General features: G+C 70.3%; 15 protein-coding genes and 1 pseudogene. 10 read left to right on the top strand and 6 right to left on the bottom strand.

Annotation, left to right across the window (positions count from 1 at the left end):
* Positions 1–60: 60 nt before the first annotated feature.
* The 4 genes from OG936_RS11490 (at position 61) to OG936_RS11475 (ending at position 2,888) form a co-directional block, all read left to right on the top strand.
* A complete protein-coding gene (locus OG936_RS11490; RefSeq protein WP_406500401.1) occupies positions 61–552 on the top strand; it encodes an NUDIX hydrolase in 492 nt (163 codons plus the stop codon).
* 731 nt (positions 553–1,283) lie between these two features.
* A complete protein-coding gene (locus tag OG936_RS11485; protein WP_030347680.1) occupies positions 1,284–1,538 on the top strand; it encodes a hypothetical protein in 255 nt (84 codons plus the stop codon).
* On the top strand, positions 1,510–2,025 hold the full coding sequence (locus OG936_RS11480) for a DUF6879 family protein (RefSeq protein WP_406494360.1): 516 nt from the start codon (positions 1,510–1,512) through the stop codon (positions 2,023–2,025). Before OG936_RS11485 ends, OG936_RS11480 begins: the two co-directional genes overlap by 29 nt.
* 14 nt (positions 2,026–2,039) lie before the next feature.
* Positions 2,040–2,888, top strand: a complete 849-nt coding sequence (locus OG936_RS11475; protein WP_406494359.1) for a helix-turn-helix domain-containing protein — start codon at positions 2,040–2,042, stop codon at positions 2,886–2,888.
* Positions 2,889–2,909: 21 nt separating this feature from the next.
* Here the strand turns inward: OG936_RS11475 and OG936_RS11470 are convergent, their stop codons facing one another.
* Genes OG936_RS11470 through OG936_RS11455 form a run of 4 tightly spaced genes read right to left on the bottom strand, consistent with a single transcriptional unit; the run spans position 2,910 to position 7,909 of the window.
* Positions 2,910–4,244, bottom strand: coding sequence for an AAA domain-containing protein (locus OG936_RS11470; protein WP_406494357.1), 1,335 nt, complete (start codon positions 4,242–4,244; stop codon positions 2,910–2,912).
* Positions 4,241–5,854 (bottom strand): hypothetical protein, encoded by a 1,614-nt coding sequence (locus OG936_RS11465; protein WP_406494355.1) that lies wholly within the window; start codon positions 5,852–5,854, stop codon positions 4,241–4,243. Before OG936_RS11465 ends, OG936_RS11470 begins: the two co-directional genes overlap by 4 nt.
* On the bottom strand, positions 5,845–7,032 hold the full coding sequence (locus OG936_RS11460; protein ID WP_406494354.1) for a hypothetical protein: 1,188 nt from the start codon (positions 7,030–7,032) through the stop codon (positions 5,845–5,847). The genes OG936_RS11465 and OG936_RS11460 overlap by 10 nt, the downstream gene beginning before the upstream one ends.
* Complete coding sequence (locus OG936_RS11455; RefSeq protein ID WP_406494352.1) at positions 6,917–7,909, bottom strand: phosphatase PAP2 family protein; 993 nt, start codon at positions 7,907–7,909, stop codon at positions 6,917–6,919. Before OG936_RS11455 ends, OG936_RS11460 begins: the two co-directional genes overlap by 116 nt.
* Before the next feature lie 253 nt (positions 7,910–8,162).
* Between OG936_RS11455 and OG936_RS11450 the strand changes: the two genes are divergently transcribed.
* A complete protein-coding gene (locus OG936_RS11450; protein WP_383756674.1) occupies positions 8,163–8,759 on the top strand; it encodes a histidine phosphatase family protein in 597 nt (198 codons plus the stop codon).
* A 109-nt stretch (positions 8,760–8,868) separates the two neighbouring features.
* On the opposite strand, the gene OG936_RS11445 is transcribed toward OG936_RS11450, so the two are convergent.
* Entirely contained in the window at positions 8,869–10,224 is a 1,356-nt protein-coding gene (locus OG936_RS11445; protein ID WP_406494350.1) for a tetratricopeptide repeat protein, read from the bottom strand.
* A gap of 242 nt (positions 10,225–10,466) precedes the next feature.
* Between OG936_RS11445 and OG936_RS11440 the strand changes: the two genes are divergently transcribed.
* Both OG936_RS11440 and OG936_RS11435 read left to right on the top strand, forming a co-directional pair.
* Positions 10,467–10,916 (top strand): hypothetical protein, encoded by a 450-nt coding sequence (locus OG936_RS11440; protein WP_406494348.1) that lies wholly within the window; start codon positions 10,467–10,469, stop codon positions 10,914–10,916.
* A 110-nt stretch (positions 10,917–11,026) separates the two neighbouring features.
* Positions 11,027–11,968 carry a spermidine synthase gene (locus tag OG936_RS11435; RefSeq protein ID WP_406500400.1) on the top strand — a complete coding sequence of 314 codons (942 nt, stop codon included), beginning with the start codon at positions 11,027–11,029 and terminating at the stop codon, positions 11,966–11,968.
* 429 nt (positions 11,969–12,397) lie between these two features.
* On the opposite strand, the pseudogene OG936_RS11430 reads toward OG936_RS11435, so the two are convergent.
* A pseudogene (locus tag OG936_RS11430) lies at positions 12,398–12,526 on the bottom strand (RNA polymerase subunit sigma-24); the annotation flags it as partial.
* Between the two features lie 579 nt (positions 12,527–13,105).
* On the opposite strand from OG936_RS11430, the gene OG936_RS11425 reads away from it, so the two are divergent.
* The 3 genes from OG936_RS11425 (at position 13,106) to OG936_RS11415 (ending at position 16,509) form a co-directional block, all read left to right on the top strand.
* On the top strand, positions 13,106–14,434 hold the full coding sequence (locus tag OG936_RS11425) for an ABC transporter substrate-binding protein (protein WP_406494347.1): 1,329 nt from the start codon (positions 13,106–13,108) through the stop codon (positions 14,432–14,434).
* Between the two features lie 143 nt (positions 14,435–14,577).
* A complete protein-coding gene (locus OG936_RS11420) occupies positions 14,578–15,576 on the top strand; it encodes a carbohydrate ABC transporter permease (protein WP_383756665.1) in 999 nt (332 codons plus the stop codon).
* Between the two features lie 15 nt (positions 15,577–15,591).
* Positions 15,592–16,509, top strand: coding sequence for a carbohydrate ABC transporter permease (locus OG936_RS11415; protein WP_406494346.1), 918 nt, complete (start codon positions 15,592–15,594; stop codon positions 16,507–16,509).
* The last annotated feature ends 65 nt before the right edge of the window (positions 16,510–16,574 follow it).

The following is a 16,574-nucleotide window of genomic DNA, read 5'->3' as shown; positions in this document are numbered from 1 at the left end:
TTACCCCTCAACGACGCCTCATCGCCCCAACTGAAACGGCGAGGCTAATCTGACGAGGTGATGAAATCGGAGGGGAGCCTGGTGCCGCGCCCGAGCGCGCGCGTGGTGTTGCTGGACGACGCCAGTCGGCTACTGCTGTTCTCTGCCCTGAACAAGGGGGACGGTTCCGTTCGGTGGTTCACCCCTGGAGGCGGACTCAAGCCAGGCGAAAGCCACGAGCAGGCAGCCCTGCGGGAGTTGCGAGAAGAAACCGGGCTGACGAACCTCTCGCTGGGTCCGGAGATTTGGCGAGGGCGTCCGTGGACAGCGGTCCGGGGCGGCGTCGCTTATGAGGTTCGCCAGCGCTACTACATGGCCCGGACGCCTGCGTTCCAGGTCGATACCTCGGCTTTCGAGGAGATCGAGAAGGCCGCGATCACCGGGCACCGCTGGTGGACCATAGCGGAACTGGCTGCGACCTCGGATGTGCTGCGGCCGGCTGAGCTGCCGAAACTATTGGCGTCCTTGCTGACCGACGGCCCACCGAACCGGCCGATCCCCGTAGACGGCTGAGCGCACGTCCTTAAGCACACCGCCGACCAATAGCCGGCCGAACGCGAGGCCGGGCCCTTCCGAACCGCGCCTGTCAGGGACACGGACCAGCAGGACCCGGGGCAACCAAACTATCGCCAAACGCCTCCGGACCACGGCGGACACTCCACATCCACAGGCGTGATGTCACCCGACAGGGGTGGCTCCCGAACCCGTTGACGATCATGGACCTGTGTCGGGCCCATCCTCGTCACAGATGGAGCAAAGTGGCTCCCAAACTCGCCGATGCAGTGGCTCCCGTTCACCCCGACAAAATCAGTCCCGCTGACGGGCTATTCGGCGGGGGCTTGTAGTCAGGACACTTCGGGCTCCCGCACTCACACCGAGGCCAGTGCAAAGCCGAACTCGGCGCCAGGTCCGCGCCTTCGGGGCCAGGGTTGCTCTTCTGCACCATGAGCACGCCGTTTACGCCGAATGCACCGGAGAGACGGGAGAGGAACTGCCGAGCCTCACTGCTGCCAAGACGATCAGCTGTCTCGGTGTCCTGCGCCCTGCTCTCGCCCATCGCACCGCACCCTCTCGATCGGTTCTGCGTCGATGTGTCGACGGTAGGAAGGGGCGAGCGTTCGGCTCTACAAACTTGCATGAGCTTGCACAGCAATTGGCGTGGCCAGTAGTGCCATTGACGCTATCTCCGCAGTTCAAGGAAGCTGATGCAAGCCCGAGCAAGCGCCTAGACCAGGGAGCCAGCCATGGCCGTAGAGTTCATTGGAATCGACCCCGACACAGACCGGGACCACTGCCCCACCGTGTGGGCGGACGCGGAAGCTCAGGAGATCTTGTTGCAGGGGTGGAAGCCGAGCACCGAGACTCAGGCGGAGTGCGAGGCGAGCAGCCCCGCGAACGGCTCGGTACCCGACAGCGAAGCCATCGTCAGGATTCCGGCCCGGATGATCCCGATGATCAGGGAGGCGTGTGATGCCGTCGAGCGTGCCCAGCTTCGCTGAGCTGCTTGGCCAGTGCGAGCGGTCCGCCGTACACCTGGAACTGCGTGACTCCTACTCCCCGACGGACCGGTTCGAGGCATGGAAGCGGGGCGAGCGGATCGATTGGGAGGACCGCGCATCCTGGTGGCACCCCTACGACCAATTGATCGCGGACACCGTGGCTCGGGGCGTGGCGATCCGCCGCGCCCGGGTGGTCTCCGAGCCCGTATCGGACTACATCCGTTGGGAGCACTACGTCACCCGCGCCAACGTCACGGCGGGCGAGGAAGTGCGGTGGTTGCCACGGCGACGGGCTACGAGTATCGCCCTGCCGGGCAATGACTTCTGGCTCTTCGATGGCACCCTGCTCCGGGTGCACCACTTCTCAGGTGATGGAGTGGTGGTGGAAGACGAGATCACGGCGGACCCGGAAGCCGTGAAGCTGTGCTCCGCCGCCCTCGAAGCGGTCTGGGAGCGAGCGATCCCACACCACCTGTACGAGATCTGACGAAAGCCGGCTCCATGCCCCCACACCCCTCCTCACGCGTTCAGAAGGCCCGTGAAGAACTGGCCGGCCGTCTGCGTGAGATCCGGAAGGACGCGGGGATCAGCGGGCGGGAGCTGGCCGTCAGGTGTGGCTGGTCAGAGTCGAAGTCATCACGTATCGAGAACGCCAAGACCCCTCCCTCCGATGCGGATATCAAAGCTTGGTGCCGAGCCTGCGCCGCTGGTGACCAGGCCCCCGACCTGATCGCTGCCAATAGGCAGTCCGCAGATGCTCATGTGCAGTGGATGCGACTCCAGCGAAGTGGTCTCCGTCGATTGCAGGAGTCCACTGGGGATCTGTACCAACAAACAAAGATATTCAGGGTCTACGTCTCCGACGTGATCCCCGGATTCCTCCAGACACCCGGATACGCCGCCGCTCTGCTGTCCTCCATCGCGCACTTCCGGGGGACTCCGGACGACGTGAGCGATGCTGTGGCGGCCCGTATGAGGCGTAACGAGGTGCTCAGCAACGGAGCACGCCGGTTCTCGTTCGTGCTGGAGGAGTCGGTGTTGCGGTACCGGCTGTGCAGCGCGGAGACCATGGCGGCACAGCTTGGTCACCTGCTCGGGGTCATGGATCTCCAGAACGTTGCCGTGGGGCTCATCCCGTTCTCAGCTCAACGAGCCGTGTGGCCCATGCCCACCTTCACGATCTTCGACGATGCCAGGGTGCACGCGGACACCCTGGACGCTGCCGCCACCCTCACACAGCCCAGCCAGGTGGAGCTGTACAGCCGAGCCTTTGAACGGCTGTCGCAGGAAGCCGTGAGGGGAGCGGCTGCACGTGCTCTCATAGCGGGTGCGTTGGCGTCCCTGGGCTGACTGTCTGCGCGTCATCGCAGCTCAGGGACGCCAGGACACACGGTGCTCCAGCAGGTGGAGGTATGTGGTAAGCATTGCATCCCAGCCGTCCGGGAACTTCACCGTGACCCCCAGCTGTACCGGCTCCGTCGACGGGTGCTCGTCCAGCAGTTCCGCGACGCCCGCCCGGCACACCACGATGCACGCGTGCCGGTGGCGCGAGGCCAGTACGCACAGCCGGCCCGTCTCCAGATGGAACGCGGTGGCGTCCGGGCGGCCGGACAGCGGGTGCAGGACCACCGTCACATCGAACTCGCGACCCTGGAGCCGGTTCGCCGTGTCCACCGCCACGCCCGTCACACCCAGCTCGGCGAGCGCCGCCCGTACCGCCGCCGCCTGGTCGCGATGGGCGGTGCCGACCGCGACCCGGTCCGCCGTCACCGGGACCGGATCGGGGGAGCGTTCGCTCGTCGCCGCGCCGCCCCGGTCGAGCAGCCGGCGGACGACCAGGGCCACCGCCCGCACCGCCTCCGGGTCGGTGCGCGGGGTGTGCCGGGCCGGGAGCTCCAGCAGACCCCAGCCGGACTCCGCGGCCTCGTCCAGCACCCGGTCCGGCGCCGAGCCGTCGGACCGGGCGCCGAACGACAGCCGCCGGTCGCCGTGGTCCGTACCGCTGCGGAACGGGGTGTACGGATAGAACGCGTCCGAGACGAGCGGCGCGGCCGACGCGGGCAGCCGCCACGACACCGGCAGCCGGTGCTGCGGCAGCCGGGGGTTGTGCGCGAGCAGCGTGGAGACCGCGCTCGCGGACGGGTCGTACGACAGCCCCGCCCACTGGTCCGCGCCGACGATCGAGAACGGGTCCAACTGGCCCGGATCACCGACGAACAACGCCCGATCGAAGAGGCCCGCGACGGCCAGCAGCGCGTCCGAACGCATTTGATACGCCTCGTCGACGATCGCGTGGCCCCACGGCTCGACGTTCTTCACGTGCGCCCACTTCGCGGCCGTCGAGATGACGACGTCGAGCCCGGCGAGATCCGACGCCTTCGCCGACTTCCGTACGTTGGCCAGGCCGTCCAGCACCTTGTCGTACGGGTCGGAGTCATTGCTGTGCAAGCGGCCGACCGGCAGCCCCGGGTCCTTCTCGGCCAGCCGCACCACCAGGTCGTCGACCTGGGCGTTGGTCTGCGCGACCACCATCAACGGGTGCCCGGCCGCCGCGAGTTCGAGCGCCGCGCGCACCACGAGCGTCGACTTGCCCGCGCCCGGCGGGGAGTCCACCACGATGCCGCGCGACGTACCGTTCAAGGTGTCGGCGAGGATCGCTTCGGTCGCCCGCGCGGCCTGGGCGCCCGGGTCGAAAACGGCCGTCACAGAAGGTCCTCCGCGGTCACGGGATCGGGATGCTCGGCGCGCTCACCGGCCGCGCCCGGCGGTCCGCCATGGGTCCACGGCGTCTCCTCCGGGTCCGGCAGCTTCGGACCGCCGCGCTGGTCGTGCTCGAACAGGGTCCAGGAGATCCGGTCGCCCGTCTCCGGCACCGAACCCGGGGCCGGCTCCTTGCTCCGGCCCATCCGGTCGGTGATCCGCAGTACCAGCGCGGGCGCGCCGCCGTCCGCCGGCTCCTCGGCGTACCGGACGAACTCGGCGGTCTGCGGCCTGCCGTCCAGCGAGCGGTACACCTTGGCGCGTTCCCCGAGATGCGGTCGCTCGTCCGTGCGGACGGTGACCAACGGGCGGGGGGACGGGCGCTTGGACTCGCTGTACGCCATCACCACGTCCGCCACCTCGCCGACGAACGCCTCACCGGCCAGCCGCCGCCCGGCCAGGACCAGCGGATCGTCCAACGCCTCCTGCGCCTCCAGCTGCGCCTGCGCCGTCTCGCGCGAGGCCAGCTTCTGCGCCGCCGTCACCGCGTCGTCCCGGCGCGGCTGCGGCGGCTCACCGGAGCGCACCCGGTCCCGGTGACCGGTGAACGACCAGCGGTCCCTGGTCCACCGGTCCTCGGTCCGGGCCCCTTCGGGCAGCTGCCTCAGCAGATCGAGCCCCCGCCACACCGCGTCCCAGGTCGGCCGGGTCACGGAGGCCAGCAGCGCCCTGATCTCCCGCTCGGCGCCGGTCAGTTCGGCAAGCCGGGCATCGGCCGCCAGACCGTCCTCGGCCGCCGCGAGCGAGGTGCGCGCCCGGTCGTACTTCTCGATGGCGGGCGCCAACAGCCGGTTGTCGAACGCCGGATCGGTCGCCGGACCGGCCGGCGGGCACACCAGCTGGCCCGCGCCGTCCCGGTCCAGCTCCGCGCGGAGCGCCGCCGACGCCCCGGACTCGCCCGCCGGGGCGTCGATCCAGGCAAGCAGCGCGCCCAGATGCTGATCCTCCAGGCTGCTCTGCCCGGTCGCCCAGTGCCGGTTCAGCAGATCCGTCGCGGCGAGCAGCAGCGAGGAGCCCGGCACCCTGGCCCGCTCCCCGTAGTGCGTCAGCCAGCGGCCCAGCAGCGGGACGCGGGCCGGGGCGGGGTACGGGGCGTCGGGATCGTCCTGTGCGGTACGGCGGAACCGCATGGACCGGCCGAGCAGCCGCACGAAGTCGATGCCGGCCCGGCTCGGAACGATCAACTGCGGTGCGTCCGCGCACAGGTCGACCTCGACCTTGACCTTCTTGCCGGTCGCCGGATCGGTCTCGTTGCGCTCGGCGGGCTCGACGACATCCTCGTACGCCTCGATGTGCGGCAGCACCGCCTCGGCCAGCTCCGCGAGGAACGCGAACCGCAGATCCCGGTCGCGCGGCTGCGCCACCGCCAGCAGCCGGGGCTCCTCCCGGTCCGTCCCGACGAGCGCCCCCAGCGGCGCACCCGCCTCACCGGCGGTGGTCAGCGGTACGACGACGAGCGGCCGGTCGGTGAGATGGCGGTGCAGGACCGTCGCCATCGGCTGCGCCCGGCCGCTCTCCACGGCCTCCAGCCGGGCCAGGGTGCTGATCAGCGACATGCCGCACCACCCGCCAGCGCCTCGGCGCGCAGCGCCGCCGCCTGTCGCAGCGCCGCGACCGTCGGATCCGCCGGGTCGCCCTCCTTGCCCGCGGCGGCGGCCAGCACCGCATCCACGGTCGTCAGCCCGCCGAGCTCACCGCGCACACTGCGCCCCAGCGCCTCCACCGCACCTGCCGCCCGGGCCTTCGCCCGGCAGTGGAAGGCCAGCTCGCATGCGGCCAGGCACTCCGGGGCGTATGCCGCGCCGACCGACTCGACCGCGGCGTCGAGCTGCTCCCGGGGGCACCCCGGATCGAAGGTGGTGCCCTCGGGCAGCGCCGCCGCGATGTCCTCGACCCGGGCCAGCCTGGTCAGCTGCCGCCGGGTGACCGCACGTTGCTTGCGTACGTCCACGACCGAGGCGGCGGGCAGATTGGAGAAGTCCTTCGGGCAGACCAGCAGCACCCGGTGTCCGACTTCCGCACCCTCCGTGAGCTCCGCGATCCGCTCCAGTGCCAGGACGTAGACGGCGGACTGCCGGGCCGCCGCACCGACCTTGGCCGCGTCGGCCGAACCGTCGATCATGGGGAAGGACTTGATCTCGACGACCGTCCACGTGCCGTCGGGGTGCACCGCCACCGCGTCCGGCTCCAGATAGGCGGGGGAGCCCGCCACCTCCAGGGCCAGCATCGGGTGGTCCAGCAGCGCCCAGCCGCCCGCCTCGGTCGCCTCCCGCAGCGCGAGCGCCGTGCGCGCGGCGCGGCCCTCGGGACCGGCCGCCGTGAGATCGGGCACCAGGACCTTGCGCGGCTCATCGGCGGCACCGCCGAGGTGCTCGTACAGCAGCCGCATCAGCTCCGTACCGCCGTCGGCCTTGACCTTGGCCTCGAAGGCGTTGCCCCGGACGAGAGCGAACTGCGACTGGCCGAACGGGGCGGGCGAACCGAGCGCCGTGGCCAGCGCGGCCTTGTCCACCCCGGCGCCGTCCAGCAGGGCGCGGCGCCGGCAGCCCGGATTGGCGGCGAGGGCGGCCAGCGCGCGGGCGTCGAGCGGACGCGGGGCGACGGCCGGGCCGCGCAGCTCAGCGAGTCGCTGCCGGAGCGTCGCCCCCCGCTCGTCCCGCTCCTGCGGGGGCAGTGGCATCGGCCCGGGGTGCGCGGCCGGCCGAGGCGTCTGCGTCGACCGGTGCCGGGGCATCGGTGGGGTCTGCGGAGGTGGTCCGCTGGCCAGGGATTCGCTCACCCGCCGAAGTCTCGCATCCGGCACTGACAACCGGGGACTTCGCGCCTGCGGCGAACCGCGGGAAGCGGGCTCCGAGCCGGTCCCTGACCTGGTCGGCGAGACGCAGCGCCGGCCGGGTGAGCAGGGCTCCGGCGCCCATCACGGCGGCGCCCGCAACCGCGTCGAGGAAGTAGTGGTTGGCCGTGCCCATCACCACGAACGTGGTGACCACGGGGTACGCGATGCCCGCGGCGCGGACGAGCGGGTGCCGGCCGTGCCGCCACAGCAGGATTCCGCACCAGAGCGCCCAGCCGACGTGCAGGCTCGGCATCGCCGCGTACTGGTTCGTCATTCCGCCCATGCCGCGCGGGGCACTCGCCTCGGTGCCCCACCACCCGTACGAGCTGTACTGCGCCATCGTGTCGACGAAGCCGTGGCTGGCGTGCAGCAGGCGGGGCGGGCAGGTCGGCATCAGCGTGAAGCCGATCAGGCCGAGCAGCGTGGAGGTCATCAGCCAGGTGCGGGCCGTGCGGTACAGGGCCTGGCGGCGGCGGAAGAGCCAGATCAGGATGGCCGGGGTGACCAGGTAGTGCAGGGAGGCGTACGCGAAGTCGGCGGGTATGCCTATCGAGGAGTGGGCGGTCAGCAGCCGGTTGAGCGGGTGCTCGAAGTTGATGTGGAGTGTCTGCTCCAGGTGCAGGATGCGCAGACCGTGGTCGACGGCCGTGGACACATCGCCGCGCACGACCAGCCGGCCCGCCGAGTAGGCTGCGTAGACCAGCGCCAGCAGCGGCAGCTCGGTCCACCAACGGGGCCGCGGGCGCGCCACAGGCGCGGTGCTGGCAAGCTGCATGCGGGAGCTCTCCATCATGTGTTCATGCGACCGACGGCGGGCGTTCAACCGTACGGTGCGGTTCGGTCGTGATTCCCCCCGGGGGTCCGGGTCGGATCCCCTGCGTGTGTACGGATTTCTCCGCGCAGGGAGGGACGCCGGTCCGGCCCCGGAGGTTGCCTCCCGGACCCGTGCGCGATGATGGGAAAACCGGACGATCTGCTTCCTGTTTTTCGATCTCCGGTCTCAGATCTCAGTTCAGGGAGAAGCCGTCATGGCACCGCGTATCCTGCTCGCCCGGCACGGTCGGACGGAATGGTCCGTCAAGGGCAAACACACCGGCAGGACGGACATCCCGCTGCTCGACACCGGCCGGGAGGGCGCCAAGCTCCTCGGTGAGCGGCTGCACCGCAGGCCGTGGACGGACCTGCCGGGCCTCGAAGTCCGCACGAGTCCGCTGCTGCGGGCCAAGGAGACCTGCGACATCGCGGGATTCGCGGACCGGGCCGAGCCGTGGGACGCGCTGATGGAGTGGGACTACGGGGCGTACGAGGGGATGACTCCGGCCCAGATCAAGGCGATCCGCCCCGACTGGTTCATCTGGCGTGACGGGGTGCCGGAGGGGGAGACCCTGGCCGAGCTGTCCGCCCGCGCCGACGAGATCGTCGACTGGGCCCGCTCGGCCGACCGGGACGTCCTGGTCTTCGCCCACGGCCACATCCTGCGGGCGCTGGGCGCGCGGTGGCTCGGCGAGGACGTGTCGTTCGCGGCGCGCATCCGGCTCGACCCGACGTCGCTGTCGGTGCTGGGGTGGGCGTACGGGGCGCCCGCGATCGAACGCTGGAACGACACGGGCCACCTGGACCGCTAGGCCCGCGCCACGCATGCGGGCCCGCCCGGCGTTCGAGGACAGGGCCGGCGTTTTTTGAGGACGGGACCGGTCGTACGGCCAGGTCGCCGCCAGGGCTTCCTGTACCCCGCTACGTCCCCGCGACCTCGCCGTGCCGCTCCAGGAAACCCCGTACCTCCGCCACGCCCCGCTGCGGCGCCAGCACCGTCGCGGCGCCCGCCAGCATCGCCCGGATACGGGACGACTGGACCCGGTCCAGCAGGTCCAGGACATGGTGGCCCGCCGTCGCCGCCTCCGGGGCCCGGCCCGCCCGGGCGAGGTCCCAGGTCAGCTCGGCCCGGTACAGCGCCAGATTCCGGGTGAAGTGCGGATCCTGGAGCCGCGTCGCCCGCAGCGCGTGGCGGGCCGCCCGCGACCAGTCGCCCAGTGTCGACCAGCACTGCGCCTCCAGCATCTCCAGTTCCGCCTCCCGGAAGAACGTCATCCACTCCGGGTCGGCGTCGGACGGGCCGCACCCGAATGCGGTGTGCGCCCGGCCGATCGCCCGTTCGCAGCCCGTACGGTCCCCGAGCCCCGCCCGGCCCCCCGCCTCCCGCAGTGCGAGCAGCGCCAGCAGCCGTGGCGAACCCAGCGGCTGCGCCACTCGCTGCCCGGCCTCGGCCGCGCGTACGGACTCGCGCGGCCGCCCCGTGTCCCTGGCCAGGAACGACGTATTGCAGAACGCGTGCGCCTCCAGACCCGCGTCACCCGCCACGCGCGCCGTGGCGAGCGCCTCCGCGTAGTGCGAGCGGGCGTCCTCGAACCGGCCCGAGTCGTGGGCCAGCCAGCCCACCGAGATGGCCAGTTCGCCGGCCCCGGCATGCAGCCGGTCGGCGGTGGAGCGCTTGGTGGCGGTCCCGGAGTCGAGCAGCGCGTATGCCGCCCGCAGTGGCTGGGACGCCCTGCGGTACAGGCCGTCACCGCCGTGCCGGTCGTCGAGCAGCCGGATCTGCCGCACGGCCTTCTCGACGGCACTCACCTCGGCATCGCCGACTTTGCGTGGGTCGGTCCGGGTGGCGGCAGCGGCGGATGTGCCGCCGAGGCCGAGTCCCAGGGTCGCGGCCGCCATCGCGGTGGTGCCGCTCGTCATGAATACGCGACGCAGCACGTCGCTCTCCTCGTGGGTGTCGCTGTGGAGCGCAGGGGGCGGGGGAGTTTCGGCAATGGCCCGCGCCGCCCGGCCTCGTACGGTTTCGCGCGGCGAGAAGCCCAGGTCCGCCAGGGTCGTCCCGGGAAACATGTGCAGGAAGACCCGCTCGTACGCGTAGTTGGGGCAGCGGATCTCGCCGGACTCCACGCGTCCGATGTACCGGGCGTCGCACGCGACCTGTTCGCCGATCTCGCGGGCGGATCTGCGCACCGCGGCAGCGAACTCCCCGGCGGAGCGCGATCCGCGCAGCCGCCGGAAGGCGAGGTTGGGAGTGGGAACTGCCCCTGTCGACACCATGGTCGAGGCCTCTCTTCTGCAGCCGGGGTTCCTGCTTCCGGTGTCCCGGCGGAGCAAGAACGTACCGGCTGTGACCAGCAGCACACACGGCGTTTTCCGGCAAAAGGGGGCATCTTGCCCGCGATCCGCCATGAACTGCCATCCTTTGCGGCGGCGTGGCACCGTAGCCCTTGACGCAGTCGGCGCGTTGGTCCATGCGGAGACGGAATCCGGCTCCGCCCGGCGATGAGAGGAGAGGTCCCTTGTTGCATCTCGGCACGGAGACCGGCTCGCGCACGACTGCGACGACCCAGGCCGCGACGGGCGCACCGGCGCCCACCGCGCCCCCGGCGGACCACGGCACCGAACCCTGCGACCTGGTGACCGTCCCGGCCCGCCAGGGACTGGAAGCCGTGGACATCCTGCGCCGCGGCGCCGACCAGGAGGCCGTCGGCCCGGTCCTGCACGACGGCGCCTGCGACACCCTCGGCTTCCTGGTGCCCCCGGGGACCGCCGAGGCCTGGGACGTACCGGGCAGTGCCTGTACGCAGACCGACGGCTGCGGGCTCCGCATCCCCGCCGAGCCGCCGGTCACCGGCAGCGGCTGGCTGCTGCCGCCCGAGGGTGACGCCCCGGTCACCGACCCGGCCGTGCTGCGGGCCGCTCTCGACCAGGCGGCCCGGCTGATCGAAGCGGCCGACAACTGCAGCTGACCACGGCCCCCTCGCCCGCGCGCTCATAATGGGCCGGTGGCCGGGATTCCCCGGCGCGGCCGGTTCCGTACCGGTCCGGAGCGATGAGCAGTGAGCAGGCACGAGCAGCAGTGGCACGTCGAGGAGCGTCGGGCGCAGGCGCGGGCGCCCGTAAACGGTCCGACCGCAAGACCGACGGAAGGGCCGAACGCGCGGCCGGGCGCGGAGCATCCGGGCGCCGGGCGGAGCCCCTCGCCGAACCGGTGGACGGCGGTCTCGCCGAGCTGGTGCCCGACCGGGAGCGCCCGCACGCCTGGACGCTGACGCTCGACGGCGCCCCGCAGTCTCATGTGGACCTCGACGACCCGACGTATCTGTCCTTCGAGTACCAGCGCAGGATCGGCCACATCGCCGACCTCGTCGCACCGCCCGGGCAACCCCTGCACGTGGTGCACCTCGGCGGCGGCGCGTTCACCCTCGCCCGCTACATCGCCGCGACCCGGCCCCGCTCCACCCAGCAGATCGTCGAGGTGGACGCCGCGCTCGTCCAACTGGTCCGCCGCGAACTGCCGTTGGACCCCCAGGCCAGGATCCGGGTCCGCGCCACCGACGCCCGCGCCGGGCTCGGCAAGATCCAGGACGGCTGGGCCGACCTCGTCATCGCCGATGTCTTCAGCGGGGCCCGTACCCCGGCACACCTCACCAGCACCGAGTTCCTCGCCGAGGTCCGCCGCGTTCTGAAACCCGGCGGGAGTTACGTGGCCAACCTCGCGGACGGGCCGCCGCTGACCCATCTGCGCGGCCAGATCGCCACGGCGGCCACGGTCTTCCCCGAACTGGCCCTCGCCGCCGACCCGACCGTGTGGCGCGGCCGGCGCTTCGGCAACGCGGTGCTGCTCGCCTCGGACCTGCCGCCGAAGACCGCGGAACTGACCCGCCGGGTCGCGACCGACCCGCACCCCGGACGCGTCGAACACGGGCGCGCCCTCGCCGACTTCACCGGCGGCGCGTCCCCGGTGAGCGACGCCGGCGCCAGACCGTCCCCGGCGCCGCCGCCGTCGGCCTTCGGGTGAGCCGTCGGCCTTCGGCGAGTGGCGGACCGGGCAACGTTCGCCGGGTCGACGACGGCACGTTGTTCGCCTCGGGGGAGGTTCGCGAATCGTTCCGCGAGCGCCGCCCTCAACAGGCTCGTCAAGTCGATCGAGGTGGCCTTTTGAAGCGTCGCCGCGTGGTGTCCGTACCGCGGACCAGGAGCGTCCCGGCAGTCAGTCCGACCACCAGAAGTCCTGTCCAGACCTGAGGAGCAGTGGCCCAGCAGGGGTGTCCCGGAGGCAGGAACAGGGCCGTCCTTTCCGGGAGCAGCGCTGCGGTGATCAACAGAAGAAGGATTCCCGGCAACCATCGAGCCGTGCTCTCCTTCGGCGAAGCGCAGTCCCAGCGCTGCGAGCGCCAGAGGGATCGCCACGAGCGCCGTCGCTTCCATCGCCGGCCCGCCCCTCTGCGTCCGAGCAGCGATATCGCAGTCTGGCGGTCAGCCAGGGCGCGTAGTGACGGTAGAGCGATTCGAACGCCGTTCGGTCGCCGTCCGCCACAGCGCGCAGCAGAAACGCGTGATCCTCGGTCTGTTCCATTCACTCACCACACATCTGGATCGTCGCCGCACCTTCCGGCGGTTCACTCCCGGCCCAACTTTCTCGGCTTCGGGGAAAGAACGCGGATACGCCCCCAGCCCCCTCCACCGCCCGATACCCCGTTCACCTTCCGGCGTGCTGCCGGGCGTGAACCGGGGATCACGCGGACCGCGCCCGGAGGCGGGCGGAAATGCGGCCCGGTCGCGACGGTTCCGCAGGGCCGGCTCGGCGGCTCTCCATCAACCCGGCCCTGACCTGTGCATTCTTGAAATTGCCTGATCTCGCGGCCGATTCCCGGCCGAAGCCCGCGGGCTATGGCAAGACTTCGGCGGGACACGGTCTCGTGACTTGCAGGACACACTCGGGCAACGGAAGCGCCTTCAACTCTTGACACCCACCCCCTCAAGGCAGGAACCTTCCGGCATCGACGCATGGGAGCGCTCCCACATCGTGCGGGAGCTTCCCGCTCGAACGGCACTGCCCGTGTTCTCCCCCCTGAACCACCCGGCACCCGCACTCACCAGCGCGTATGCCGCGCAGTCAGAACCCCAGTCCCACCCTGGAACAAGGAGTAGTGGAATGCGCATCACCCGCACCGTCGCCGGCCGGAGCCGCAGAGCCGCGGTTCTGGTCACCACGGGCCTGACAGCCTCGGCCCTGCTGCTGACCGGCTGCAGCAGCGATTCGGATTCATCGGACAACACGGGCTCCGACGCGAACGGGAAGATCACGCTGACCGTCGCCGACTTCGGGCAGTTCGGCTACAAGGAAGCCGGTCTCTTCGCCAAGTACCACGAGCTGCACCCGAACATCACGGTCAAGGAAGACACCACCGCCGATGAGAAGGTCTACTACCCCAAGTTCCTCCAGCAGCTGAACTCGGGCAGCGGCCTCGCCGATGTGCAGGGCATCGAGGTCGGCCGGATCAAGGAGCTCGTCGACACCAAGGCGTCCTCCTTCGTCGACCTCAGCAAGGCGATCAACGTCGACGACTGGGTGTCCTGGAAGGAGAAGCAGGCCACCACGGCCGACGGTGCGGTGATCGGAGCGGGCACCGACATCGGTCCGATGTCGCTCTGCTACAACACCGACCTCTTCAAGAAGGCCGGTCTGCCGACCGACCGTGAGGAGGTGGCCAAGAAGGTCGCCGGCGGCTGGGAGGACTACCTCAAGCTCGGCGAGGAGTACAAGAAGCATGCCCCCGCGGGCACTTACTTCATGGACTCCGCGAGCGCGATGTACAACGCCGTGGTGAGCTCGAACGCGAAGCAGTACTACGACGAGAGCGGCAAGCCGATCTACAAGGACAGCCCCAGCGTCAAGCAGGGCTGGAACCTGGCAGCCGAGGCCGCGTCGAAGAAGCTGACCCAGGGCCTCGCCCAGTTCAACGACCCATGGACGGCCGCGCTGCGCAAGGGCACCATCGCCACCGTGGCCTGCCCCGCATGGATGGCCGGTCAGATCTCGGTCAACGCCGGTGACGCCAACAAGGGCAAGTGGGACATCACCACCGCGCCCGGTGCGACCGCCGCCAACTGGGGCGGCTCGTTCCTCGGGGTGCCGAAGTCGGGCAAGCACGTCGACGAGGCCACCGAGCTCGTCAAGTGGCTGACCGCCCCCGAGCAGCAGGCCGCCGTCTTCAAGGCGATCGGCAGCTTCCCGTCCAACAAGGGCGCGTACGAGCTGCCCGACGTGAAGAACGCCACGCTCCCGTACTTCAACGACGCGCCGATCGGACAGATCTACGCCGACGAGGCCAAGACGATCCCCGAGACCGTCCTCGGCCCGAAGGACGGCGTGATCAAGGACACCATCTCCACCCAGATCAACAACATGGAGCAGCGCGGCACCAGCCCGGACGACGCGTGGAAGGCGGCGACCAACGCGATCGACAAGGCGATCGGCTGACCGTCGCCGGTGCGGGCGGCCCCCAGGAGCCGCCCGTACCGGCACACGCGCGGCCCCCAGGAGCCGTCCGCACCCGCGCGCGGCCCCGTACCCGGGCGATCGACGCACCGCCAACTCCGTTACCCAGGGAAGGACTTCCGCCCGTGGCCACCTCGACTCCCGCCCGGGACGCATATGCCCCGCCACCCGGCGGTTCCCGGCAGACAACCGCGCGATCCCGTCGGCAGACCTGGCGGAGCCGGCTGTGGCGGTTCGACGACAAGGCGTCGCCGTACGCCTACATAGCCCCGTTCTTCCTCGTCTTCGGCGCCTTCGGCCTCTATCCGCTGCTGTACACCGGATGGATCGCCCTGCACCGGGTGGAGATGACCGGCCTGAACCAGATGGAGTGGGTCGGCTGGGGGAACTTCGACAAGATCCTGCACGACTCCGAGTTCTGGACGGCTGTCGGCAACACCTTCCTGATCGGGGTCATGTCGACGGTCCCGCAGCTGCTGGTCGCGCTCGGCCTGGCCCATCTGCTGAACTACCGGCTGCGCGCCAGCACCTTCTGGCGGACGGTCATCCTCACCCCGTACGCCACCTCGGTGGCTTCCGCGGCCCTCGTCTTCGCCCTGGTCTTCCGGGCCGACGGCGGCCTGCTGAACTGGGTGCTGCACTTCGTCGGTTTCGGCGACACCAACTGGGTCAACGGCCACTGGACGTCGAAGATCGCGATCTCCGTCATCGTGATCTGGCGCTGGACGGGCTACAACACCCTGATCTACCTGGCCGCCATGCAGGCCGTACCGACCGATCTGTACGAGGCGGCGTCGCTGGACGGCGCATCGCGCTGGCAGCAGTTCCGCAAGGTGACCATTCCCTCGCTGCGGCCCACGATCCTCTTCACGATCGTCATCTCCACGATCGGTTCCATGCAGTTGTTCGGTGAGCCGCTGCTGCTGGAAGGCGGCACGCTCGGAGCGACGGGCGGCAATGAGAATCAGTACGAGACGCTCAGCGTCTACCTCTACAACTACGGCTGGAATCTCGGGCACCTCGGTCCGGCCGCCGCAGTGGCCTGGGCGATGCTCGCCCTCCTGCTGATCATCGCCGCGGTCAACTGGCTCATCGGCCGCTTCGTACGCACATCCGCGGTCTGACCGGGAGCGAATTCCATGACCATGACCAGTCCCATCAAAGCCCCGGAACCCGGCCGCCCGAGCACGCCCCACCGGGCGGCGCGGCGCCCGTCCCGCTTCAGGCCGGGCGCGGGCAAGCAGTTGCAGGGCGGCCCGTTCGCCTACATCGCCCTGATCGTCGTCGGCATCGGCTCGCTCCTGCCGCTCTACTGGACGCTCGTGGCCGCGTCCCACACCCAGGACGAAGTGCTCGCCACCACGCCGCCGTTCCTGCCGGGCGGGCGGCTCCTGCACAACCTCGACGCCGCCTGGAACCAGGCGCACCTCGGCAAGGCGATCGTCAACAGCGTGGTCGTCTCCTCCTGCATCACGGCGGCGACGCTCTTCTTCTGCACCCTGGCCGGCTATGCCTTCGCCAAGATGCGCTTCACCGGCCGCAGCGCGCTGATGACCGGAGTCATCGCCACGCTCACCATCCCGCCGCAACTCAGCGTCGTCCCGCTGTTCATGATGATGTCCGACATCGGCTGGGGCGGAAAGCTGGAGTCGGTGATCTTCCCGACCCTGGTCAGCGCGTTCGGGGTGTTCTTCATGCGGCAGTACCTCATCGAGGCGCTGCCCTACGAACTCATCGAGGCCGCCAAGATCGACGGCGCGAACAACTTCCGCATCGTGCGGAGCATGGTGCTCCCGGTGGCCCGCCCCGCGATGATGGTGCTGGGAATGCTGACCTTCGTACAGGCCTGGAACGACTTCTTCTGGCCCTACCTCGCCCTCAATCAGCAGAACCCCACGCTCCAGGTGGCCCTCGGCCAGCTGAGTGCCTCCTACACCCCCGACCAGAGCATCGTGATGGCCGGTGCGCTGATCAGTACCCTGCCGCTGCTCGTGGTCTTCGTGATCTTCGGCAAGCAGATCGTCGGCGGAATCATGTCCGGCGCCGTCAAGGGGTGACCGCGCGTCACCCGCCGTTCCCCGGGCACCCGTACGGCCTGTTTCCCTGACCGCGGGCCGTACGG

It is taken from the genome of Streptomyces sp. NBC_00846, from assembly GCF_045207325.1.
Lineage (GTDB): Bacteria > Actinomycetota > Actinomycetes > Streptomycetales > Streptomycetaceae > Streptomyces.
Note: the sequence above shows the minus strand (reverse complement) of the source record. Positions and strands in the feature narration are given on the sequence as shown.